Raw genomic sequence first — 20,189 nt, forward strand, 5'->3', positions numbered from 1 at the left:
AACCATGAAAAACTCTGCCACGCCCGCCTTCGATCCGGTGCTCGACCCGAACAGCGACGCCGGCACCAGCCGCGACGCCATCGGTCTGGGTCAGAGTGCCGGTCGGGGCCTGAACACCCTGCACGGCACCATCCTGACCCTGGAAGACATCAGCGTCAGTTTCGACGGCTTCAAGGCCCTCAACGATCTGAACCTGTACATCGGCGTCGGCGAACTGCGCTGCATCATCGGCCCCAACGGCGCGGGCAAAACCACGCTGATGGACGTGATCACCGGTAAGACCCGCCCGACCCACGGCAAGGCCTGGTTCGGCGAGACGCTGGATCTGACCAAGATGAGCGAAGTGCAGATCGCCCAGGCTGGCATCGGCCGCAAGTTCCAGAAGCCGACCGTGTTCGAAGCGCTGAGCGTGTTCGAGAACCTGGAACTGGCGCAGAAGACCGACAAATCGGTATGGGCCAGCCTGCGGGCGAAGCTCAACGGCGAACAGCGTGATCGTATCAACGAGGTGCTGGAGACGATTCGCCTGACCACCTCGATGGCGCGCCCGGCGGGTCTGCTGTCCCACGGCCAGAAGCAGTTTCTGGAGATCGGCATGCTGCTGGTCCAGGACCCGCAATTGCTGCTGCTCGACGAGCCGGTGGCCGGCATGACCGACGCCGAAACCGAATTCACCGCCGAGCTGTTCAAGAGCCTGGCCGGCAAGCACTCGCTGATGGTGGTCGAGCACGACATGGGCTTCGTCGGCACCATCGCCGACCACGTCACCGTGCTGCACCAGGGCAGCGTGCTAGCCGAAGGCTCGCTGGAAGACGTGCAGGCCGATGAGCGGGTGATCGAGGTGTATCTGGGCCGCTGAGCGAAACCTTTGTAGGAGTGAGCTTGCTCGCGATGAGGACTTCAGAATCGACATCTTCATCGGCTGAGAGTCCGCTATCGCGAGCAAGCTCACTCCTACAGTTTGAACACAATTGCATGGGGACCCGGACATGCTCCAGGTAGAAAAGCTTCACCAGTACTACGGCGGCAGCCACATCCTGCGCGGCCTGTCTTTTGACGTGAAGATCGGCGAAGTCACCTGCCTGCTCGGCCGTAACGGCGTGGGCAAGACCACGCTGCTGAAGGTGCTGATGGGCCTGCTGCCGGCCAAGGAAGGCGCAGTGCAGTGGGAAGGCAAGCCGATCACCGGTTTCAAGCCGCACCAGCGCGTGCATGCCGGCATCGCTTACGTGCCCCAGGGCCGGGAAATCTTCGGCCGGCTGACCGTGGAAGAAAACCTGCTGATGGGCCTGTCGCGTTTTCCCGGCTCCGAAGCCAAGGAAGTGCCGGCGTTCATCTACGAGCTGTTCCCGGTGCTGCTGCAGATGAAGCACCGTCGCGGCGGCGATCTGTCCGGTGGTCAGCAACAACAACTGGCGATCGGTCGTGCCCTCGCCAGCCGCCCGCGTCTGCTGATTCTCGATGAGCCGACCGAGGGCATTCAGCCGTCGGTGATCAAGGAAATCGGCGCAGTGATCAAGAAACTCGCCGCCCGTGGCGACATGGCGATCCTGTTGGTCGAGCAGTTCTACGACTTCGCCGCCGAGCTGGCCGATCAGTACATCGTCATGTCCCGTGGCGAGATCATTCAGCAAGGTCGCGGCGAGCATATGGAGGCCGAAGGCGTGCGTGGTCTGGTGACCATCTGAGGCCGCCATTCGGTTAAGGTAGACGCCCTCGAAAAACGATAATGAATGCCATGAATCTTCCTGCCCGTTCCGACCTGTTCACCCCCAGCTGGCATGCCGAGCTGGAGCTGGGCTATGGCCGCTTCGGCGACAGCACGCGGCCGGTCCAGCGTCGTCACAAGGGCCCGCTGCGGGTGCAGAAGCACCTGTACGCCGAAGGCCCTGAAGTCTGCCAGCACATCATTGTTCACCCGCCGGGCGGTATTGCCGGCGGCGACCGGCTGGACATCAGCGCCGACGTCGGGGCCTACGCCTGGGCGCAACTGACCAGCCCCGGCGCCGCCAAGTGGTACCGCGCGACCAGCCCGGCCTATCAGCAACTGGATCTGAAAGTGGCCGCAGGTGCGACCCTGGAATGGCTGCCGCAGGAAACCATCGTCTACAGCGACGCCCGCGCCGAGCTGACCACGCGTATCGACTTGCAAGGCGACGCCCGCCTGCTCTACTGGGATACGGTCGCGCTGGGTCGTCCGGCCAGTGGCGAGCGTTTCGACCAGGGGCATTTTCAGGCGCATCTGGACATCCGCCGCGACGGCAAGCTGCTCTGGCACGAACGCCAGCGCATCGTCGGCAATGACGGCCTGCTTGATTCGCCGGTGGGGCTGAATGGCAAACCGGTGTTCGCCACGCTGATCGTCACTGGCGAGATCGACGCCGAACTGCTGGAGCGCTGCCGCGAACTGGCCGGGCACGCCTCGCTGCGCGGCGACCTCAGCCAGTTGCCGGGGCTGATCATCGCCCGCTGCCTGGCCGATGAAGCCCTGCATGCACGGGCCTGGCTGATCGAATTATGGAAACTGCTGCGCCCGGCCCTGTTGGGCCGCGAGGCGGTGGCACCGAGGATCTGGAGTACCTGAAGAACCGCATCGCCCAGGCCGGCGCCATCGCGAATGAATTCGCTCCCACAGGGGTAACACATCCCCTTGTAGGAGCTGGCTTGCCCTGCGACCGGCTGCGAAGCAGTCGTAAAACCGGTAAATGCGGTGTGTCAGGATCGCATAGTCGTCAGGTTTTACGGCGGGTTCCCCGCCGGTCGCAGGACAAGCCAGCTCCTACAACGGTCGGCGAACCCGAGTTATTGAGTTATTTGAAACGGAAAAACACATGGATCTGACGCCACGCGAAAAAGACAAGATGCTGATCTTCACCGCCGGACTGGTCGCCGAGCGGCGGCTGGCACGGGGTTTGAAGCTCAATTACCCGGAAGCCATGGCTTTCATCTCCGCCGCCCTGCTGGAAGGCGCCCGTGATGGCCAGACCGTTGCCGAGCTGATGCATTACGGCACCACCCTGCTGAGCCGTGAACAAGTGATGGAAGGCGTCCCGGAAATGATCCCGGAGATCCAGGTCGAGGCCACCTTCCCGGACGGCACCAAACTGGTCACCGTGCACCAGCCGATTGCCTGACACCCTGCTTTTTACCAAGTGAAAACGAACATGACTTATACGATTCGTGACGCGCTGCTGACTGACATGCCTGCCGTGCTGGATATCTACAACGACGCCGTCCTCAACACCACGGCGATCTGGAACGAACAACCGGTGGACCTGGCCAACCGCGAGGCGTGGTTTGCCGCCCGCCAGACCCAGGCCTACCCGATTCTGGTGGTGGTCGACGCCGCCGGACAGGTGCTGGGCTATTCGTCGTTCGGCGACTGGCGCCCGTTTGAAGGCTTCCGCCACACCGTGGAACATTCGGTGTACGTGCGTGCCGATCAACGCGGCAACGGCCTCGGTCCGCTGCTGATGAAAGCACTGATCGAACGCGCCCGCGCCTGCGACAAGCACATGATGGTCGCGGCCATCGAAAGCGGTAACGCGGCGTCGATTTACCTGCACGAGCGTCAGGGCTTCGTCACCACCGGGCAGATGCCCCAGGTCGGCACCAAGTTCGGTCGCTGGCTGGACCTGACGTTCATGCAACTGGACCTGTCGCCGGGCGCCTCGGCGCCACCGTCGCAAGCACCGGCCAAACCCGCTGTAGTCTGATTTTCTCATCGAAAGGACGTCTGCCCATGAATGCTGCCCAGTTACGACGTGTCACCAGTGAAAGCTTTGCGCATTACCGCCACGGTCTGGTGGCGCTGTTGCTCGACGCGGTGCATCGCGGCGCATCGGTCGGGTTCATGGCCGACCTGAACGCCGATGAAGCGTACAGCTGGTGGGAAGGCATCAGGACTGAGGTCGAGGAAGGCAAAGTGCTGATGTGGGTGGTGGTTCAGGAAGAGCAGGTGCTGGCCACGGTGCAACTGGCGCTGTGTCAGAAGGCCAACGGCCTGAACCGTGCCGAAGTGCAGAAACTGCTGGTACTGCACCACGCCCGCCGTCGCGGCCTGGCCACACAACTGATGAACGCCGTGGAGCAGGCGGCTCGCCAACACAATCGCGGGCTGCTGTTTCTCGACACCCTGTCAGGTTCGCCTGCCGAAGATTTCTACCGCGCCCTGGGTTACGAGCTGTCCGGCAGGCTGCCGGACTACGCCTGCAACCCCGACGGCGAGTATCACGCCACCGCCATTTACTACAAGTTACTGTCGAGGAAGAGCGCATGATCCCTGGTGAGTACCGGATCCAGCCCGGTGACATCGAACTCAATGCCGGTCGCCGCACCGTCACCCTGAGCGTTGCCAACAGTGGCGACCGGCCGATTCAAGTCGGCTCGCATTTTCATTTTTTCGAGACCAACGACGCCCTCACCTTCGACCGCGCCGCCAGCCGCGGCATGCGCCTGAACATCCCGGCCGGCACCGCCGTGCGCTTCGAGCCGGGCCAGGCCCGCGAGGTGGAACTGGTAGATCTGGCCGGTCATCGTCGGGTATTCGGCTTTGCCGGGCGGGTGATGGGCGATCTTTGATGTCCGTTGCCTGAACTGACGTCATCGCGAGCAAGCTCACTCCTACAGAACGGTGCATGACCTGTAGGAGTGAGCTTGCTCGCGATGGGCCGCGCTGCGATCGCCAAGAAATCACACAAGGATTCAGCATGAAAATTTCCAGACAAGCCTACGCCGACATGTTCGGCCCTACCGTCGGCGACCGTGTGCGTCTGGCCGACACCGAGCTGTGGATCGAGGTCGAGCAGGACTTCACGGTTTACGGTGAAGAAGTGAAATTCGGCGGCGGCAAGGTCATCCGTGACGGCATGGGTCAGGGCCAGTTGCCAGCCGACGAGGTGGTCGACACGCTGATCACCAACGCGCTGATCATCGACCACTGGGGCATCGTCAAGGCCGACGTCGGCCTCAAGGACGGGCGCATCGCCGCCATCGGCAAGGCCGGCAACCCGGACATCCAGCCCGGCGTGACCATCGCGGTCGGCACCGCCACCGAAGTCATCGCCGGTGAAGGCATGATCCTCACCGCCGGCGGCGTCGACACGCACATCCACTTCATCTGTCCGCAGCAGATCGAAGAAGCGCTGATGAGCGGCGTGACCACCATGATCGGCGGCGGCACGGGCCCGGCCACCGGCACCAACGCCACCACCGTCACCCCCGGCAAATGGCACATGATGCGCATGCTGCAGGCTGCCGAAGCCTTCCCTATGAACATCGGTTTCACCGGCAAGGGCAACGTCAGCCTGCCGGAACCGTTGATCGAGCAGGTCAAGGCCGGCGCGATCGGCCTCAAGCTGCACGAAGACTGGGGCACCACCCCGGCGGCCATCGACAACTGCCTGAGCGTGGCCGACCAGTACGACGTACAGGTGGCGATCCACACCGACACGCTGAACGAGTCGGGCTTCGTCGAAACCACCCTCGGCGCGTTCAAGAACCGCACCATCCACACCTATCACACCGAAGGTGCCGGTGGCGGCCACGCGCCGGACATCATCAAGGCCTGCGGCTTCCCCAACGTGCTGCCGAGCTCGACCAACCCGACCCGGCCGTTCACCAAAAACACCATCGACGAGCACCTGGACATGTTGATGGTCTGCCATCACCTGGACCCGAGCATCGCCGAGGACGTGGCCTTCGCCGAAAGCCGCATCCGCCGCGAAACCATCGCCGCCGAAGACATCCTGCACGACCTCGGCGCATTCTCCATGCTCAGCTCCGACAGTCAGGCCATGGGCCGCGTCGGCGAGGTGATCCTGCGCACCTGGCAGACCGCCGACAAGATGAAGCGCCAGCGCGGCCCGCTGCCTGGTGACAGCGAAGGCAACGACAACTTCCGCGCCAAACGCTACATCGCCAAATACACCATCAACCCGGCGATCACCCACGGCATCAGCCATGAAGTGGGCTCCATCGAAGTGGGCAAATGGGCCGATCTGGTGCTGTGGCGCCCGGCGTTCTTCGGGGTCAAGCCGACGCTGATCCTCAAGGGCGGCTCCATCGCTGCCAGCCTGATGGGCGACGCCAACGCGTCGATCCCGACCCCGCAGCCGGTGCACTACCGCCCGATGTTCGCCAGCCACGGCAGCTCGCTGCACGCCAGCAGCCTGACCTTCATCAGCCAGGCGGCCATGGACGCAGGCGTACCGGAGCAACTGGGTTTGAAGAAGCAGATTGGCGTGGTCAAGGGCTGCCGCAGCGTGACCAAGGCCGACCTGATCCACAACGACTACCTGCCGAAGATCGACGTCGATCCGCAGACCTATCAGGTCAAGGCCGACGGCGTGCTGCTGTGGTGTGAACCGGCCGAGGTGTTGCCGATGGCACAGCGGTATTTTCTGTTCTGACAACCCGAGTGCTTGCCTGCGCGTAACGGCAGGCAAGCACCTGTTCGGCTGCCTCCCTCTGTTTAGCGCAAATTGGCGACGATGGTCGGCAATGTGGCCCGGCCGTCGATCAGTTGCAGCTTTTGCAAGGTGTCATTGACCGCCCCAATGATGCCGCGAGCTTCATTGGAAACCTGTCCGGTCATGAACCCCCGCAATGCCAGATAGAACGTCAGCTTCCCGGCCGACACTTCATCGTTGGCTGAATGCTTGTCGTCGTTGACTTTTTCGGTCAGCAGGGAAATTTCCCCGTCGATGTATTGCTCAAACTCTGCTTTAAGCATGACGTCCATCCTTGAACCATGAATTGAGTGGTACTGCACACCTAACGTTAGGCGTCCCTCAAGGCGGCTTCCACCGCAGCGACTGACAACAGACCGGCGGGCGTACTGCCGATGGCGCAGCGGTATTTTCTGTTCTGACGAGCCTTCTTGCGCCTTTCTGTAGGAGTGAGCTTGCTCGCGATAGCGATCTGACTGTGACATCTGAGATGACGGTCAGAACGGAATCGCGAGCAAGCTCACTCCTACAAGGTCTGGGTGGTCCGCAGCGCCATGTTCCACGCCGACCCACCGTAGGAGCGCGCTTGCCCGCGATGCGTCGTTTCAGACACCCCACAACGAATGACTTAGCGCATTCGCCAGCAAGCCGGCTCCTACAGGTTCGTGGTGTTTCGGGTAAATCCTCTGTCCTTCCGGTCTAGACTTGGCGCAAGATGCCCCTCATTCCCAGTGCCAGACCAGCAAGGTAGCCGCCCATGCGTTTATCCGATTTCATCGTGCAGAACGTAGACCGCATCGTCGATGAATGGGAAAAGTTCGCCGCCACCCTGACCCCGGCCGCCGAGACGATGAACCGCGTGGAGCTGCGCGATCATGCGAAATCGATCCTGCTGGCCGCGGCCCGCGACATGAACACCGCGCAGACCCGTGCAGAGCAGATTGCCAAGGCCCAGGGCGAGGACGTCGGCAAGACGCCGACGCTGGATGAGGCCGCCGCCAGCCATGGCGAATTGCGCCACATCGTGGGCTTCGATCTGGTGCAAATGACCTCGGAGTTTCGCAACCTGCGTGCAACGGTGATCCGCTTCTGGGCAGACAGCCTGGTTTCACCGGAGATCACGCACTTTACCGACATGATCCGCTTCAACGAGGCCATCGACGAAGCGCTGGCCGAGTCCACTGCCGCCTACGCCGAGCGGGTCACCCGGTCACGGGACATCTTTCTCGCCATCCTCGGCCACGATCTGCGCGCACCGTTGCAGGCAATAAGCCTGTCCTCGGAAGTGTTGCTGCGCAAGGCCGGTCTGGGCGAGTCGGAATTGGCGTATATCAAGCGCATCAAGAGCAGCAGCCGGCACATGGCGACCATGGTCAGCGACCTGCTGGAATTCGTTCGCAGCCGTCTTGGCGTGACCCTGCCGGTGGAACGCAGCCCCATGGAGATGACCGCCGCCTGTCGCGAGGCCATCGAAGAAGCCAGCGCCGGGCAGCCAGACTGCGACCCGGTGTTCAACACCAGCGGCAACACCCAGGGTGAATGGGATCGCGCGCGGATCAGCCAGATGCTGCAGAACCTGATCGGCAACGCCCTGCAACACGGCGCCTCGACCCACCGGATCACCGTCACGCTGGTGGGCAGCGACAATCACGTCAGCCTGTCGGTGCACAACGACGGCGAGCCGATCGCCCAGGAAGCCATTGGCAGCATTTTCGACCCGCTGGTGCGCTCAATCAACGAAGAAGCCGGCGTCCACAGCCCGTCGACCAGCCTGGGGTTGGGCCTGTTCATCGTCAAGGAAGTGGTCAACGCCCACGGCGGCAGCATCACCGTGACCTCGAATTTCGGGGATGGCACGACGTTTACGGTGGTGTTGCCGAAGAAAGCCTGATGCTGCCCGCCTGGATTGGACGCCCGATCCTGTAGGAGCTGGCTTGCCCTGCGAGCGGCGACGAAGTCGTCGTAAAACCTGACGACAATGCAACCCAGACACACCACGTATCCCGGATTTACGACTGCTGCGCAGCCGGTCGCAGGGCAAGCCAGCTCCTACAATGGTCGTGGGGCAAGCCAGCGCCTACAGAGGCAGGCCGCAGCTAATCCTCGATAAACCGCCCCAACCGCTGCTTGAGCATGCGGTTCTCGGCGCGCACCTGCTCGAGCTCGTCCAGCAGGTCCAGCGCCAGGGCGACGCCGTCCCATTCCATGGCCAGATCGTGATGCAACTTGGCCGCACGCTTGGCGATGGTCATCGAACCTGTGTCGAACAACCATTCATCCGGCCTGTGCCCCTGGGGTTCGACGATGCCGTGCTCGACGATCTCGATGACGTAGGCGGCCGGCATGTCGACCACCTGACAGAATTCCTGCATGTCTACGACCAGGGTGTTGCGCATGATCAATTACTCCCCGTTAGCTGCTCCACTGGCTCCTCGGATCGAACGCAGCCTTCTCGGCCAGCTTCTCCCAAAGAGCTTTGGTGGCGTCATCGGTGGACTTGGGCATGACGATCTTCAACTGCGCGTACAGATCGCCACGCTCGCCCTGCTTGTTCAACAGACCATTTCCCTTGACCCGCAGTCGCTGACCGCTCTGGCTGTCCGGACGAATGGTCAGGTTGATTTTGCCGGTCAGGGTCGGCACCGCGACCTTGGTGCCCAGCGCCGCCTCCCATGGCGCCAGCGGTACGGTGATGATCAGATCGTGCCCTTCGACATCGAAGCGCGGGTGCGGCGCCAGACGAATGGTCAGGAACAGATCGCCGTTTTCACCGCCAGCCACGCCCGGTGCGCCCTGCCCCTTGAGGCGGATGCGCTCGCCGTCGGTGACACCGGCCGGAATCTTCACGTTGAGATTCTTGGTGATGTCGGCCATGCGCTGGCCGTTGGCGGCGTGCTGCGGCACCTTGAAGCTGATCTTCTTCGATTCGGTCGACAGGGTTTCCTCAAGGAAGATCGCCAGATCCAGTTCCACGTCCTGCCCTCGACGACCGCTGCTGCGCGCACGGCCGCCCTGTTGTCCGCCACGATTGCCGAAGATCGAGCTGAAAAAGTCGGAGAAGTCGCCGCCTTCGAAGCCACCACCACCGCCGCCGAATCCACCGCCTGCGCCGCGCCCCTGCCAGCCCGGAGGCGGCTGGAAGCGGCCCTGCTGGCCGTATTTGCGGATGTCGTCGTACTCGGCGCGCTTTTCAGGATCGCTCAGCGCCTCGTAGGCCTCGGAGGCCTCCTTGAATTTGTCTTCCGCGCCCGCCTCTTTGCTGACGTCGGGGTGATACTTGCGCGCGAGCTTGCGATAGGCGGTCTTGATCGTCTTTTCGTCCGCCGTCGGCTCTACGCCAAGGATCTTGTAATAGTCTTTGAAGTCCATCTTAACGGTCACCCATTCCGGATTATCCAGCCAGTCCCGAACCGCGCTATCAAATGAGAACGTGGGCAGCGCTGAATGTTGCAAGGTTATCGGCACACGACCGTGCGAGCTTGAAAGCGTGTTCAAACTGGCCGAATGCAATGAGAGTTGCCTGCAAGATTGGGGATGAAAGGCGCCAGTTCAAGGCTTGCATGTCGATTGGGCGGCTATCTGTAGAAAAACCGTGCTTTCGCGCATACACTGCGCGGCCGTTTTTTTGACCGGAACGTACAGAACATGAGCACCCCATCCCCAGCCCGTGCCGTCGGCATCGATTTCGGCACCTCCAACTCCACGGTCGGCTGGCTGCGCCCTGGAGCGGAAACGCTGATCGCGCTGGAGGACGACAAGATCACCCTGCCCTCGGTGGTGTTCTTCAATATCGAAGAGCGTCGCCCGGTGTACGGCCGTCTGGCGCTGCACGAATACCTGGAAGGTTACGAAGGCCGTCTGATGCGCTCGCTCAAGAGCTTGCTCGGCTCCAAGCTGATCAAGCACGACACCAGCGTGCTGGGCACGGCCATGCCGTTCAAGGATCTGCTCGGGCTGTTCATCGGCGAGCTGAAGAAACGCGCCGAAGCCGTTGCCGGTCAGTCGTTCGAGCAAGTGGTACTGGGCCGTCCGGTGCATTTCGTCGATGACGATGCGGTGGCCGACCAGGAAGCCGAAGACACCCTGGCCGAAGTGGCGCGCAAGATCGGCTTCAAGGATGTGTCGTTCCAGTTCGAACCCATTGCTGCGGCCTTCGACTACGAGTCGACCCTGGACCGCGAAGAGCTGGTGCTGATCGTCGACATCGGCGGTGGTACCTCGGACTTCTCGCTGGTGCGCCTGTCGCCGCAGCGGCGCATGGTCGCCGACCGGCAGAGCGACATCCTCGCCACCGGCGGCGTACACATCGGCGGGACCGACTTCGACAAACAGCTGAGCCTGCAAGGCGTGATGCCGCTGTTCGGCTACGGCAGCCGCATGAAGAGTGGCGCCTACATGCCGACCAGCACCCACATGAACCTGGCGACCTGGCACACCATCAACTCGGTGTACTCGCAAAAGTCGCAACTGGCGCTGGGCAGCATGCGCTACGACATCGAAGACACCCTGGGCATCGACCGTCTGTTCAAGCTGATCGAACAGCGCGCCGGGCACTGGCTGGCGATGGAAGTGGAAGAGACCAAGATCCAGCTGACCCACGCGCACAACCGCGTGGTGCCGATGGACCGCATCGAGGCCGGCCTGACTGCCGACCTGACCCGTGAGCTGTTCGAGTCGTCGATCGAATCGCTGCTGGAGCGGGTACGTGAAAGCGTGACCCAGTTGCTGGGCGATGCCGGTGTCGGCGTGGCCAATGTCGACACGGTGTTCTTCACCGGCGGCTCCAGCGGCATCCCGGCCCTGCGCAACAGCGTCTCGGCGATGCTGCCAAACGCGCGGCATGTGGAAGGCAACATCTTCGGCAGCATCGGTGCGGGCCTCGCGATCGAAGCGCAGAAGCGTTACGGCTGATAACCCAATCGCCATCAAATCTGTAGGAGCTGGCTTGTCCTGCGACCGGCGGGGCACCCGTCGTAAAACCAGCGCACGCGGTATATCTGACATACCGCGTGCTCAGGATTTGCTGCCGGTCCCCGGCAGGTCACAGGACAAGCCAGCTCCCACAAGTTGGATCGCCGTTACACCAACTCCACCTTGCGCAGTTCGCTTTTCAGATACGCATAGAAAATCGGTCCGGCCACCACGCCCGGCAGGCCGAACGCCGCTTCGAAGATCAGCATCGCCAGGAGCAATTCCCACGATTTGGCACTGATCTGCCCGCCGACGATCCGCGCGTTGAGGAAGTACTCGACCTTGTGGATAACGATCAGATAGCCCAGCGCCGCCAGCGCCACCCAGATCGACAGCGACATGCCGACGATAAAGATCAGCGTGTTGGACATCAGATTGCCCACCACCGGCAACAACCCCAGCAGGAAGGTCAGCACGATCAGGGTCTTGGTCAGCGGCAGGTGCACGCCACACAGCGGCAGGATCACTGCGAGGAACACCGAGGTGAACGCGGTGTTGAGCAGGGAAATCTTGATCTGCGCGAAGACAATGTTGCGGAACGCCTGACTCAGCAAGTGCAAACGCTCGAACAATGCAGCCGCCAGCGGCTTGCGCTTGGTTACGTCGGGAATCCGCTGCAGCGCGATGATCGCGCCCAACACCATGCCGATCAGCAGGGTCACGAACATGTGCGCGGCGCCCTTGCCGAGCAACTGCAACTCACCGATGTGCTTGCTCAGCCAGGCGCTCAGCGAAGCCTGAAATTCGGAAGCGCTGGCGGGCAGGTAACCATCGATGATCGGCGGCAACTGCCCTCGGGCGCGGTCGACCAAAATCATGAACTTGTCCAGCGACGCGCCGGGATTTTCCGCCTCGTGCAGCAGGAAGCTGATCGCGCCGGCGAAGAGCAGCGACAGCACACTGACCACCAACGTCCCCAACAACGCCACCGCCAGCCAGCGCGCACGCTCGCCGGCAATCAAGCGTTGCAGTTGCGGGGTGAGCATGTCGACCAGTTCATACACCAACAGGCCGGCCAGGAGGCTGGGTAGAAGATTGAGCGGCAACACCAGCAGCAGGCCACCGAACACCAGGATGCAACTGGCCAGATAGATTTGACGCGGCGAAAACGTTGGCATACAGCCTCAAAACAAGCGGCGTGAAAAGATGGGCAGTCTGCCAGCGTTCCGAAGCGAGAACCAGTGATGCGAGGGGCGTGACAGCTTCAGGCGAAAGGATGCGACGACAGCTATGCGCATCATCGGCTGCAATCTCAGGAAGTACAGGGCCCGGCGCCGGTTTCCGACATCCGGGCCCCGTCCGGGAAATTATTTCTTCTTGAGACAATCGCTCATGAAGGTCTTGCGTGCATCGCCCTTGAGCGCTTGCGTGCTCGCCGTGGCGTTACAGGTCTTCATCTTGTCCTGCTGGGTCGCCGGTGCCGGCGCGGCTTTCAGGCAAGTGCTCATGAACGCCTTGCGGTCATCGCCCTTGAGCGACTTGGCCGACGCATCGGCGTTGCAGGTGGTCATCTTGTTCTGCTGCGCGGTAGCGGCAAAGCCTTGCGCACTGAGCAACAGACCCACGATCAACAGCGGAACACGCAGCATTTTCATCGACATTCTCCTGGGGCGTCGCGCGATGCGCGGCTTTCGAAGCAGTGTAGTCAAAGAATGTTGCGACATATTTCAGAGAACCGTGCCGTAGCGCTGGACGTGGGTGACACGCCGTCGATAATGGCCGCTCACTCTGCCGCCGGTCTTTCCATGCAATACCTCTATCCCCTGCTCACCGTCATGATCTGGGCGGGCAACAACGTCACCACCAAGGCTGCCGCCGGCCGTATTTTCCCGGCCGAGATCGGCTTTTATCGCTGGCTGCTGGCGGGCCTGTTGTTCACGCCTTTCCTGCTCGGGCCGGTGTGGCGCAACCGCGCGATCATCAAGCCGGCGCTGGGCAAGATCGCGGTCCTTGGCGTGCTGGGCATGGCGATCTATCAGAGCCTGGCCTATTACGCGGCGGGCATCACCACGGCCACCAACATGGGCATCATTCTGTCGCTGGTGCCGGTGATGACCCTGGGCATGTCCATCGCCACCCTCGGCACCACGCTGACCGCCGGTGCGCTGGTCGGTGCGCTGGTGTCCTTTGCCGGCGTGCTGCTGGTGGTGTCGCAGGGCAGCTGGGCGGTGCTGATCGCCCACGGCGTCAACCTCGGCGACCTGTTGATGCTGGTCGCCACGCTGGCCTACGCGACTTACAGCACCCTGTTGAAAAAGTGGCAGCTACGCATGCCGCCGTTGCAGTTGCTGTACCTGCAAATTCTGGTGGCGATCATCGCCTTGTTTCCGTTGTTCCTGATCTCGGCGAAAACCGGGCTGAACGCCGGCAACATTCCACTGGTGCTGTACGCCTGCATCCCGACCTCGATGCTCGCACCGCTGTTGTGGATGAAAGCCATCAGCCTGCTCGGCCCGAGCCGGACCACGCTGTTCTTCAATCTGGTGCCGATCCTCACGGCACTGGTGGCCGCAGTGGTGCTCGGCGAACGACTGGCCGCCTATCACTTCATCGGCGGCGCGCTGACCCTGAGCGGTGTCATCCTCGCCGAACGCTGGACCCTGCCCCTGCGCAGGAAGACGGCATTACAGGCCGACTGACTTCAGCCGTGCGGCGTGTTCCATGAACAGCCGCACCGGCTCGGCGCCCTTGCCGACCAGCCCCAGATGCTGGTTGACGATATCGAAGTGATCGAGCGGAAAGTCATCGCCGATCACCGTACCCAGGTGCGAGCTGTAGCGCCCGACCATGCCGTCGGATTCGCGCTCGTTGCGGAAGGTGCGGGCGAACAGCCGGCAGGTGAGATTGGTGCTGTCGAGCCGGTTCTTGCCTCGGTCGGTGCGCCCCGGTTGCAGGGTGCCGGACCACGAGTAATAGCGCACGCCGTTGACCAGCTCCTCGCCCTGCCCGCCCCAGGTCGTCGGCAAGCCCTGGGGAAAGCGCTGGTTGAATCGCGCCACACCGCTGGTGGTCAGCGAATGGTGCGCCGCATCGACGTCGGTAGGCAGGCGGGTGCCGCGATAGCCGGTGTCGAGCGCGCCGAGAATCAGTGTGGTCATACGGATCGCCGCATTGACCAGACGGCCACGGGCGGTGTGCGGCGGGTAGTGTTCTTCGAGGTAATCGGCCAGTTCCGAACCGTGATTCGGCCCGGCCACCGATGTCACCGACGCCACCCGATCCGGGCGCATGGCCGCCACGTAGCGAATGGTCAGCGCGCCCTGGCTGTGGCCGATCAGATTGACCTTGCTGGCGCCGGTCTGACGCAGGATCTCGTCGATGCGCGCCAGCAGTTGCTCGCCGCGTATCTCCGTAGAGTTCACCGCCGACACCATCACCGGAATCACCGTCGCCCCGCCCCGGCGCAGGGCCGGCACGATGCCGAACCAGTACGGATAGACCACCAGTTTCACGAATCCCAACAACCCCGGCACCAGCACAATCGGATAACGCGTGGCCTGTTCTTGCGTCATGAGCGAGCGAACCCTTTGCGATGAAAATCCCGTTTAGAAGTTAGCTGCAAAAGATGACAACCGACGTTGTAGGAGTGAGCTTGCTCGCGATTGCGGTGGGTCAATATCGGATGGCTTAAGCACCGTCATCGTCCGGATGCGGCCCAGACCAAGCTCACTCCTACAACCGGCGATCTGCAGGCGCATCACCTACCGTATGAGTTACTGCACGGTTTTCGGCGCCTTGCCGGCGCGCATTTGCTCCAGCAGCGTCGCGCACTGATTAGGCTCGCCGCCACTCGGTGCCACCAGCGCCAACAGCCCGGCCGCCGGGCCGACTATCGCGCCCAGCGCCACCATCCCGGCACCACGCAGCAGCAGCGGGCCAGTCTGCACCCCGGCGCTCGGTTTGATGAACGGCCCGCGCACATACAGCGGCGAACGCAGGGAGAACACACGGAACCCCTTGGATTCCGGAGTGATCTTCAGATCCAGCTGCTCGGACTTCATGTTCGCCGTGCCATCGATATAGACGATGGCGTTCTCGGTGTCGAAGACGAACAGCTTGGTGGTCGCCAGACCGTCCTTGATGCCGAAGTCCGACGCCGCGCAGTTGATCTTCACGTTCTTGTCGCCAAACAGAGTGCCGACCACGTAGTTGCCGACGTTGAGCCCGGCAATTTCCATGAGGTCACGGCTGATCGCACCGTCGTTGACCAGCATCTTCAGCTCACCGTTGGCCGTGCCCAAAAGCGCCGCCACCGAGTTGCCCTTGCCGCTGATGTCGGCATCGCCATTGAGCTCACCGAAACTGGTTTTCATCGGCTCGAAGGTCGGAAACAACTGCTTGAGTTTGAAGTTGCGCGCGGTCAGCTTCGCCCGGCCTTCCAGCGGCTGCGCATGACCGTTGAGTTGAATGTCGGCATCGAGCTTGCCACCGGCCACACCAAAGCGCAGCGGTTGCAGGCTCAACTGGCCGTCATTGAGCACCACGTGGGTGTACAGATCAGTGAAAGGCAACTCGGCGCTCTGCACGATTTTCTTGCCGGTGAACTCCACGTCGGCATCCATCGCACTCCAGCGGTCGGTCTTGAACTCCTCGACCGGCAGCACTTTGTCCGCCGGCTGCTTGCTCTCGCCGCCACGGCTTTTCTGCTCAGCGTTGGAGTCGGCACCGATCAGCGGCTTGAGGTCAGCCATCAGCAATTGGTTGGAGACCAGCGCACCGGTCAGCTTGGGTCGAGGCTGGCTGGCGACGAAACCGAGGTCGCCGTGGATGTCGCTGTTGCCGATCTTGCCGTTGAACGCCTTGTACTGAAACGTGGCGCCCGCCGGATCGTGCAATTTGGCGATCAAGCGCCCGTCGGTGGCGTACGGCGGCGAGTCCGGCAGGGTCACGCCGGTCAGCGGGTAGAGATTGCCCAGGCTGTCACCGGACAGTTTCAGGCGCAGGTCCAGCTCGCCGAGGTTCTGCGGGTCGGTCACGGTACCGGCGACGGCCACGCGGGTGTTGCCGGCGCTGACATCGGCCTGCACCGGGAAGGGCAGCGCCGCATCCTTGAGCGCCAGTAAGCCGCCGACCTTGCCGCTGCCATTGAGTTTCTGCCCGTGGTACTGGCCCTTGGCGGTGAAACCGAAGGCGTAATCCTGGGCCGAGGCGCCCTTGTCCTGCACCTTCTTCGCCTCGTTGCTGCCGACGATGTCGCTGAACGGCACCGGCTTGCCCAGCGGGTCGACCACCACGTCGATCTGGGTGTTGATCATCTGGTCGTTGTAGCTGACCAGGCCCTTGTCGAAGCCGATGGTGCCGATGTCCAGCACCCATTTCGACGGCTCGGCATTGGGGTCGCTTTTCGGCAGATCGAACACCCAGTTGGCGCGACCGTCAGCCAGCCGCTCAATGCGCGCGTTGGGCTCGGTCAGATCAATACGTGGAATCACCACCCGCTGGGCCAGCAATGGCAACGGCGACAGGCGCAGTTCCACGCGTTTGAGAGTGACCATTTGCGGGGTTTTCGACCATTCCGGGTTGCCCAGCGCGATGTCTTCGGCCGACATGTGCGGCCACGGCACCCACGCCCGCCAGCCGCCTTCGCCCGGCTCACGGCGCCAAAGCACGGCCAGGTTGCCATTGATGGCGAATGGCCGATGCAGCTCGGCGGAGACTTTTTCGTTGATGGTCGGCTTGAGCCGGTTCCAGTCGAAGGTGGCGATCACAATGATCAGAACGGCCAGCAACAGCAGCACGACGGCGGCGGTCCAGGCGAAAATCTTGCGGCTTCGCGTCATTGCGTTATCTCCCCAAATACCGACGGGCCTTCCTGCCCGTCGCAAACGTCATAAGCGGTTCGACTGATAAAAGCGCTGCGGGTTTGATGAAATCGCAAAAAACCGGTGTTTCGCACGACCCGAACGTGACGGGTTCGATGAACCTGTAGGAGCTGGCTTGTCCTGCGACCGGCTGCGAAGCAGTCGTAAAACCAGTAAACGCGGAGTGTCAGGAGTGCATAGTCGCCAGGTTTTACGACGACTGCGTCGCCGGTCGCAGGACAAGCCAGCGCCTACAGAGTTCGCGGAGCAACCCAAATTCGACAACGCCGCACCGCTACACACCCCGTTTTACAAGCCCTGCAGCCCGAATCAATTCCGTCGATGGTCATCATCAACCCTTTGAACTTCTTAATCGGCGGTGCCCCGGTAAAATCGCTCCCATGTTCACTGATCGCCCTTTCGAGGAGCACCCATCCATGAAAAGCCAACTTCTGCTCAGCCTGACCCTTTCCCTTCTCGCGTCGAGCGCGTTCGCCCTGCCTGCCAGCGAACAGCCAGCTCTGGGTGAAGTGAAAGCCGCTCAGCAAGTCGGCCTGCCTACCGTGGCACAGGATGGTCCGGGCCGTCTGGTCAACCAATACCAGCGCGTCGCTGCCGAAGAAAACTGCAACAGCCTGGCGCACCGCTACCAGCGTGTTGCCGACAACGGTCCAGATCGTCTGGTCCAGCAGTATCAGCGCGTATCCTGATCCCGACCCGATTACGCCAAAAGCCCGGCTCCCACGCCGGGCTTTTTCATGCCTGTCTGAACGCCGGTTCGACGCCGCGCAAGGGCTTTTGTTAGAGTGCAGACCACTCTTTCTTCAGATACCGCCTGCCCCATGCTGCCCCGCGCCGAACAGAAACAGCAGACCCGCCACGCCTTGCTCGATGCAGCACGGGGGTTGATGGAGAGCGGACGCGGCTTCGGCAGCCTGAGCCTGCGCGAAGTGGCAAAAACCGCAGGCATCGTGCCCACCGGTTTCTACCGCCATTTTGACGACATGGACCACCTGGGTCTGGCACTGGTCAGCGAAGTCGGCCAGACCTTCCGCGAAACCATCCGCCGGGTACGCCGCAACGACAACCTCAACAGCGGCATCATCGATGCGTCGGTGCGAATTTTTCTGGAAGTCGTGGCGGCCAACCGTTCGCAGTTTCTGTTCCTCGCCCGCGAGCAATATGGCGGTTCGCTGAAGGTGCGTCAGGCACTCGGCGCCCTGCGCGAGGCGATCATCGCGGACCTGGCAACTGACCTGGCGTCGATGCCCAAATTTCAGCACCTCAATGCCAACGACCTGTCGGTGATGGCCGACCTGGTGGTGAAAAGCGTATTCGCCATGCTCCCCGAGCTGATCGACCCGCCGCCGGTGACCCTCGCCGCGCACCTGACCCCACGGGCCAAGATCACCCAGCAGCTGCGCTTCATCTTTATCGGCGCTCAGCGCTGGAAGGGGTTGGGCAGTACGGAGTGATACCCACTCCTATGAACCCGACTGCGAAACCTGTGGGAGCGAGCCCTGCTCGCGAAAGCGCCCGTTCTGACACCGTTGTGCTGAATGACAGATCGTATTCGCGAGCAGGGCTCCCTCCAACAGAACATCGACGAGCCCTAATTTGGTGCGAGCTTTCCGCAATTGCACCAACAGCACTCACACTAACGCCCCGCCGTTACGCACGCCTGCACCGTATGTAGGCAATTTCCTTCATCTCTGTCTTTTGGCAAGCCACTTGCTCTGGCTAGTGCATCGCACATTGCTGGAAGCTTTCCGATGCTGGTGATTCACCAACGAATCGAACCCCAAAACGAATGGGCCGCCGAGCTGCATTTGAATTTCGAAGCGCGCAGCAAGAGTCGCCTGCGCTGTTTCAGTGCCGATGGCGAAGACGTCGGTCTGTTTCTCGAACGTGGGCAACAGCCGCTGCGTGACGGCGACTTTCTCAAGGCCGAAGACGGCCGTGTGGTACGGGTCTGTGCCCGTCCCGAGCAGTTGATGCACGTCACCTGCGCCAGTGCCTTCGAGCTGACCCGCGCCGCCTATCACCTGGGCAACCGCCACGTCGCCCTGCAAGTCGGCGATGGCTGGCTGCGCCTGCTCGACGATTACGTGCTCAAGGCCATGCTCGACCAGTTGGGCGCCACCACCGAATCCATCGAAGCGCCGTTCCAGCCGGAACACGGCGCCTATGGCGGCGGCCACCACCATTCGCGGGCCGGTGAAGAAGACTTCAACTACGCCCCGCGCATTCACCAGTTCGGCGTACGCAAATGAACAAGGCCTGGGCGCTGCTGCGTCTGGCCAGCCCGCAACTGCCGATTGGCGGCTACAGCTACTCGCAGGGGCTGGAAATGGCGGTGGAGAACGGTGTGGTCAACGACCCGTCCAGTGCCGCCCGCTGGATCAGCGATCAACTGCAACTCAACCTCGCCCGCTTCGAAGCACCGCTGCTGCTGGCCCATTGCATGGCGGCGGCTGAAAACGACTGGGCGAGCCTGCAACGACTGAGCGAGGAGCACCGCGCCAGCCGGGAAACCCGCGAGCTGCACCTGGAAAGCCGGCAGATGGGCTATTCCCTGCAGCAGTTGCTGTGTGGCCTGCCAGAGCTGGACGACGCGGCGCGCGCCTTTCTGCAACAGATCGGCGAACCGCATCTGGCCCTCGGCTGGGCGCTGGCCGCCCGCGCCTGGCAGATAGAACCGCAGGATGCGCTGGCCGCCTGGCTGTGGAGCTGGCTGGAAAACCAGTTGGCCGTGTTGATGAAAACCCTGCCGCTGGGACAACAGGCTGCACAACGCCTGACCAGCGAGCTGTTGCCGCTGCTGCAAAGCGCTCAACAACAGGCCACGGCGCTCGACCCGGAACACATCGGCAGCGCCGCTTTCGGTCTGTCGCTGGCGAGCATGGCCCATGAACGCCAGTACAGCCGGCTGTTCCGGTCCTGATTCGTCACCCCTTTGAACCGCACA

The 20,189-nt window shown here is 62.4% G+C and carries 22 protein-coding genes; 15 read left to right on the plus strand and 7 right to left on the minus strand.

Annotation, left to right across the window (positions count from 1 at the left end):
- Positions 1-4: 4 nt before the first annotated feature.
- From urtD to ureC, 8 genes are all read left to right on the plus strand, one after another.
- Positions 5-859: an urea ABC transporter ATP-binding protein UrtD gene (gene urtD, locus ACIPL0_RS00195; protein WP_400595083.1), complete on the plus strand. Its 855-nt coding sequence runs from the start codon at positions 5-7 to the stop codon at positions 857-859.
- Positions 860-989: 130 nt separating this feature from the next.
- Positions 990-1,688, plus strand: a complete 699-nt coding sequence (gene urtE, locus ACIPL0_RS00200; protein ID WP_400595081.1) for an urea ABC transporter ATP-binding subunit UrtE — start codon at positions 990-992, stop codon at positions 1,686-1,688.
- Positions 1,689-1,738: 50 nt separating this feature from the next.
- The gene (locus ACIPL0_RS00205; RefSeq protein ID WP_400595079.1) at positions 1,739-2,584 is read left to right on the plus strand and encodes an urease accessory protein UreD; all 846 of its coding nucleotides are present in this window, start codon (positions 1,739-1,741) and stop codon (positions 2,582-2,584) included.
- Between the two features lie 247 nt (positions 2,585-2,831).
- Complete coding sequence (gene ureA, locus ACIPL0_RS00210; protein WP_400595077.1) at positions 2,832-3,134, plus strand: urease subunit gamma; 303 nt, start codon at positions 2,832-2,834, stop codon at positions 3,132-3,134.
- Between the two features lie 30 nt (positions 3,135-3,164).
- Entirely contained in the window at positions 3,165-3,716 is a 552-nt protein-coding gene (locus ACIPL0_RS00215) for a GNAT family N-acetyltransferase (protein WP_400595075.1), read from the plus strand.
- Between the two features lie 26 nt (positions 3,717-3,742).
- On the plus strand, positions 3,743-4,279 hold the full coding sequence (locus ACIPL0_RS00220; RefSeq protein WP_400595073.1) for a GNAT family N-acetyltransferase: 537 nt from the start codon (positions 3,743-3,745) through the stop codon (positions 4,277-4,279).
- Complete coding sequence (locus ACIPL0_RS00225) at positions 4,276-4,581, plus strand: urease subunit beta (protein WP_400595071.1); 306 nt, start codon at positions 4,276-4,278, stop codon at positions 4,579-4,581. The genes ACIPL0_RS00220 and ACIPL0_RS00225 overlap by 4 nt, the downstream gene beginning before the upstream one ends.
- A gap of 128 nt (positions 4,582-4,709) precedes the next feature.
- A complete protein-coding gene (ureC, locus tag ACIPL0_RS00230) occupies positions 4,710-6,410 on the plus strand; it encodes an urease subunit alpha (protein ID WP_400595069.1) in 1,701 nt (566 codons plus the stop codon).
- 62 nt (positions 6,411-6,472) lie between these two features.
- Here ureC and ACIPL0_RS00235 read toward each other — a convergent pair whose 3' ends face one another.
- A complete protein-coding gene (locus tag ACIPL0_RS00235; RefSeq protein ID WP_400595067.1) occupies positions 6,473-6,742 on the minus strand; it encodes a hypothetical protein in 270 nt (89 codons plus the stop codon).
- A gap of 464 nt (positions 6,743-7,206) precedes the next feature.
- On the opposite strand from ACIPL0_RS00235, the gene ACIPL0_RS00240 reads away from it, so the two are divergent.
- Positions 7,207-8,340: a sensor histidine kinase gene (locus tag ACIPL0_RS00240; protein ID WP_400595065.1), complete on the plus strand. Its 1,134-nt coding sequence runs from the start codon at positions 7,207-7,209 to the stop codon at positions 8,338-8,340.
- Between the two features lie 205 nt (positions 8,341-8,545).
- Here the strand turns inward: ACIPL0_RS00240 and ACIPL0_RS00245 are convergent, their stop codons facing one another.
- Complete coding sequence (locus tag ACIPL0_RS00245; protein WP_400595063.1) at positions 8,546-8,845, minus strand: chaperone modulator CbpM; 300 nt, start codon at positions 8,843-8,845, stop codon at positions 8,546-8,548.
- 16 nt (positions 8,846-8,861) lie between these two features.
- Positions 8,862-9,818, minus strand: coding sequence for a curved DNA-binding protein (gene cbpA, locus ACIPL0_RS00250; protein ID WP_400731255.1), 957 nt, complete (start codon positions 9,816-9,818; stop codon positions 8,862-8,864).
- Between the two features lie 276 nt (positions 9,819-10,094).
- Here cbpA and ACIPL0_RS00255 point away from each other — a divergent pair, with 276 nt between their 5' ends.
- A complete protein-coding gene (locus tag ACIPL0_RS00255) occupies positions 10,095-11,360 on the plus strand; it encodes an Hsp70 family protein (RefSeq protein WP_400595059.1) in 1,266 nt (421 codons plus the stop codon).
- 167 nt (positions 11,361-11,527) lie between these two features.
- On the opposite strand, the gene ACIPL0_RS00260 is transcribed toward ACIPL0_RS00255, so the two are convergent.
- A complete protein-coding gene (locus tag ACIPL0_RS00260) occupies positions 11,528-12,538 on the minus strand; it encodes an AI-2E family transporter (protein WP_400595058.1) in 1,011 nt (336 codons plus the stop codon).
- 189 nt (positions 12,539-12,727) lie between these two features.
- Complete coding sequence (locus ACIPL0_RS00265; RefSeq protein WP_400595056.1) at positions 12,728-13,015, minus strand: PsiF family protein; 288 nt, start codon at positions 13,013-13,015, stop codon at positions 12,728-12,730.
- A gap of 150 nt (positions 13,016-13,165) precedes the next feature.
- On the opposite strand from ACIPL0_RS00265, the gene ACIPL0_RS00270 reads away from it, so the two are divergent.
- The gene (locus tag ACIPL0_RS00270) at positions 13,166-14,059 is read left to right on the plus strand and encodes a DMT family transporter (RefSeq protein WP_400595054.1); all 894 of its coding nucleotides are present in this window, start codon (positions 13,166-13,168) and stop codon (positions 14,057-14,059) included.
- Here ACIPL0_RS00270 and ACIPL0_RS00275 read toward each other — a convergent pair.
- Positions 14,045-14,932, minus strand: a complete 888-nt coding sequence (locus ACIPL0_RS00275) for an esterase/lipase family protein (protein WP_400595052.1) — start codon at positions 14,930-14,932, stop codon at positions 14,045-14,047. The genes ACIPL0_RS00270 and ACIPL0_RS00275 overlap by 15 nt on opposite strands.
- A gap of 201 nt (positions 14,933-15,133) precedes the next feature.
- Positions 15,134-17,200, minus strand: a complete 2,067-nt coding sequence (locus tag ACIPL0_RS00280) for an AsmA family protein (protein WP_400595050.1) — start codon at positions 17,198-17,200, stop codon at positions 15,134-15,136.
- 458 nt (positions 17,201-17,658) lie between these two features.
- Between ACIPL0_RS00280 and ACIPL0_RS00285 the strand changes: the two genes are divergently transcribed.
- The 4 genes from ACIPL0_RS00285 to ACIPL0_RS00300 all read left to right on the plus strand — a co-directional run bounded on the left by ACIPL0_RS00285 (position 17,659) and on the right by ACIPL0_RS00300 (position 20,165).
- Positions 17,659-17,931: a hypothetical protein gene (locus ACIPL0_RS00285; protein ID WP_400595048.1), complete on the plus strand. Its 273-nt coding sequence runs from the start codon at positions 17,659-17,661 to the stop codon at positions 17,929-17,931.
- A 132-nt stretch (positions 17,932-18,063) separates the two neighbouring features.
- The gene (locus tag ACIPL0_RS00290) at positions 18,064-18,696 is read left to right on the plus strand and encodes a TetR family transcriptional regulator (RefSeq protein ID WP_400595046.1); all 633 of its coding nucleotides are present in this window, start codon (positions 18,064-18,066) and stop codon (positions 18,694-18,696) included.
- 297 nt (positions 18,697-18,993) lie between these two features.
- Positions 18,994-19,494: an urease accessory protein UreE gene (ureE, locus tag ACIPL0_RS00295; protein ID WP_400595044.1), complete on the plus strand. Its 501-nt coding sequence runs from the start codon at positions 18,994-18,996 to the stop codon at positions 19,492-19,494.
- The gene (locus tag ACIPL0_RS00300; RefSeq protein ID WP_400595042.1) at positions 19,491-20,165 is read left to right on the plus strand and encodes an urease accessory protein UreF; all 675 of its coding nucleotides are present in this window, start codon (positions 19,491-19,493) and stop codon (positions 20,163-20,165) included. Before ureE ends, ACIPL0_RS00300 begins: the two co-directional genes overlap by 4 nt.
- The last annotated feature ends 24 nt before the right edge of the window (positions 20,166-20,189 follow it).

Source organism: Pseudomonas sp. NPDC090208, from assembly GCF_044746785.1.
GTDB lineage: Bacteria > Pseudomonadota > Gammaproteobacteria > Pseudomonadales > Pseudomonadaceae > Aquipseudomonas.

Coding starts and splice junctions, on each gene's coding strand:
- ACIPL0_RS00270 (WP_400595054.1), top strand. CDS start 13,166: ATGCAATACCTCTATCCCCTGCTCACCGTCATGATCTGGGCGGGCAAC.
- ACIPL0_RS00275 (WP_400595052.1), bottom strand. CDS start 14,932: ATGACGCAAGAACAGGCCACGCGTTATCCGATTGTGCTGGTGCCGGGG.
- urtE (WP_400595081.1), top strand. CDS start 990: ATGCTCCAGGTAGAAAAGCTTCACCAGTACTACGGCGGCAGCCACATC.
- ACIPL0_RS00300 (WP_400595042.1), top strand. CDS start 19,491: ATGAACAAGGCCTGGGCGCTGCTGCGTCTGGCCAGCCCGCAACTGCCG.
- ACIPL0_RS00245 (WP_400595063.1), bottom strand. CDS start 8,845: ATGCGCAACACCCTGGTCGTAGACATGCAGGAATTCTGTCAGGTGGTC.
- ureE (WP_400595044.1), top strand. CDS start 18,994: ATGCTGGTGATTCACCAACGAATCGAACCCCAAAACGAATGGGCCGCC.
- ACIPL0_RS00260 (WP_400595058.1), bottom strand. CDS start 12,538: ATGCCAACGTTTTCGCCGCGTCAAATCTATCTGGCCAGTTGCATCCTG.
- ACIPL0_RS00205 (WP_400595079.1), top strand. CDS start 1,739: ATGAATCTTCCTGCCCGTTCCGACCTGTTCACCCCCAGCTGGCATGCC.
- ureC (WP_400595069.1), top strand. CDS start 4,710: ATGAAAATTTCCAGACAAGCCTACGCCGACATGTTCGGCCCTACCGTC.
- ACIPL0_RS00215 (WP_400595075.1), top strand. CDS start 3,165: ATGACTTATACGATTCGTGACGCGCTGCTGACTGACATGCCTGCCGTG.
- ACIPL0_RS00280 (WP_400595050.1), bottom strand. CDS start 17,200: ATGACGCGAAGCCGCAAGATTTTCGCCTGGACCGCCGCCGTCGTGCTG.
- ACIPL0_RS00225 (WP_400595071.1), top strand. CDS start 4,276: ATGATCCCTGGTGAGTACCGGATCCAGCCCGGTGACATCGAACTCAAT.
- urtD (WP_400595083.1), top strand. CDS start 5: ATGAAAAACTCTGCCACGCCCGCCTTCGATCCGGTGCTCGACCCGAAC.
- ureA (WP_400595077.1), top strand. CDS start 2,832: ATGGATCTGACGCCACGCGAAAAAGACAAGATGCTGATCTTCACCGCC.
- cbpA (WP_400731255.1), bottom strand. CDS start 9,818: ATGGACTTCAAAGACTATTACAAGATCCTTGGCGTAGAGCCGACGGCG.
- ACIPL0_RS00220 (WP_400595073.1), top strand. CDS start 3,743: ATGAATGCTGCCCAGTTACGACGTGTCACCAGTGAAAGCTTTGCGCAT.
- ACIPL0_RS00255 (WP_400595059.1), top strand. CDS start 10,095: ATGAGCACCCCATCCCCAGCCCGTGCCGTCGGCATCGATTTCGGCACC.
- ACIPL0_RS00235 (WP_400595067.1), bottom strand. CDS start 6,742: ATGGACGTCATGCTTAAAGCAGAGTTTGAGCAATACATCGACGGGGAA.
- ACIPL0_RS00285 (WP_400595048.1), top strand. CDS start 17,659: ATGAAAAGCCAACTTCTGCTCAGCCTGACCCTTTCCCTTCTCGCGTCG.
- ACIPL0_RS00290 (WP_400595046.1), top strand. CDS start 18,064: ATGCTGCCCCGCGCCGAACAGAAACAGCAGACCCGCCACGCCTTGCTC.
- ACIPL0_RS00265 (WP_400595056.1), bottom strand. CDS start 13,015: ATGAAAATGCTGCGTGTTCCGCTGTTGATCGTGGGTCTGTTGCTCAGT.
- ACIPL0_RS00240 (WP_400595065.1), top strand. CDS start 7,207: ATGCGTTTATCCGATTTCATCGTGCAGAACGTAGACCGCATCGTCGAT.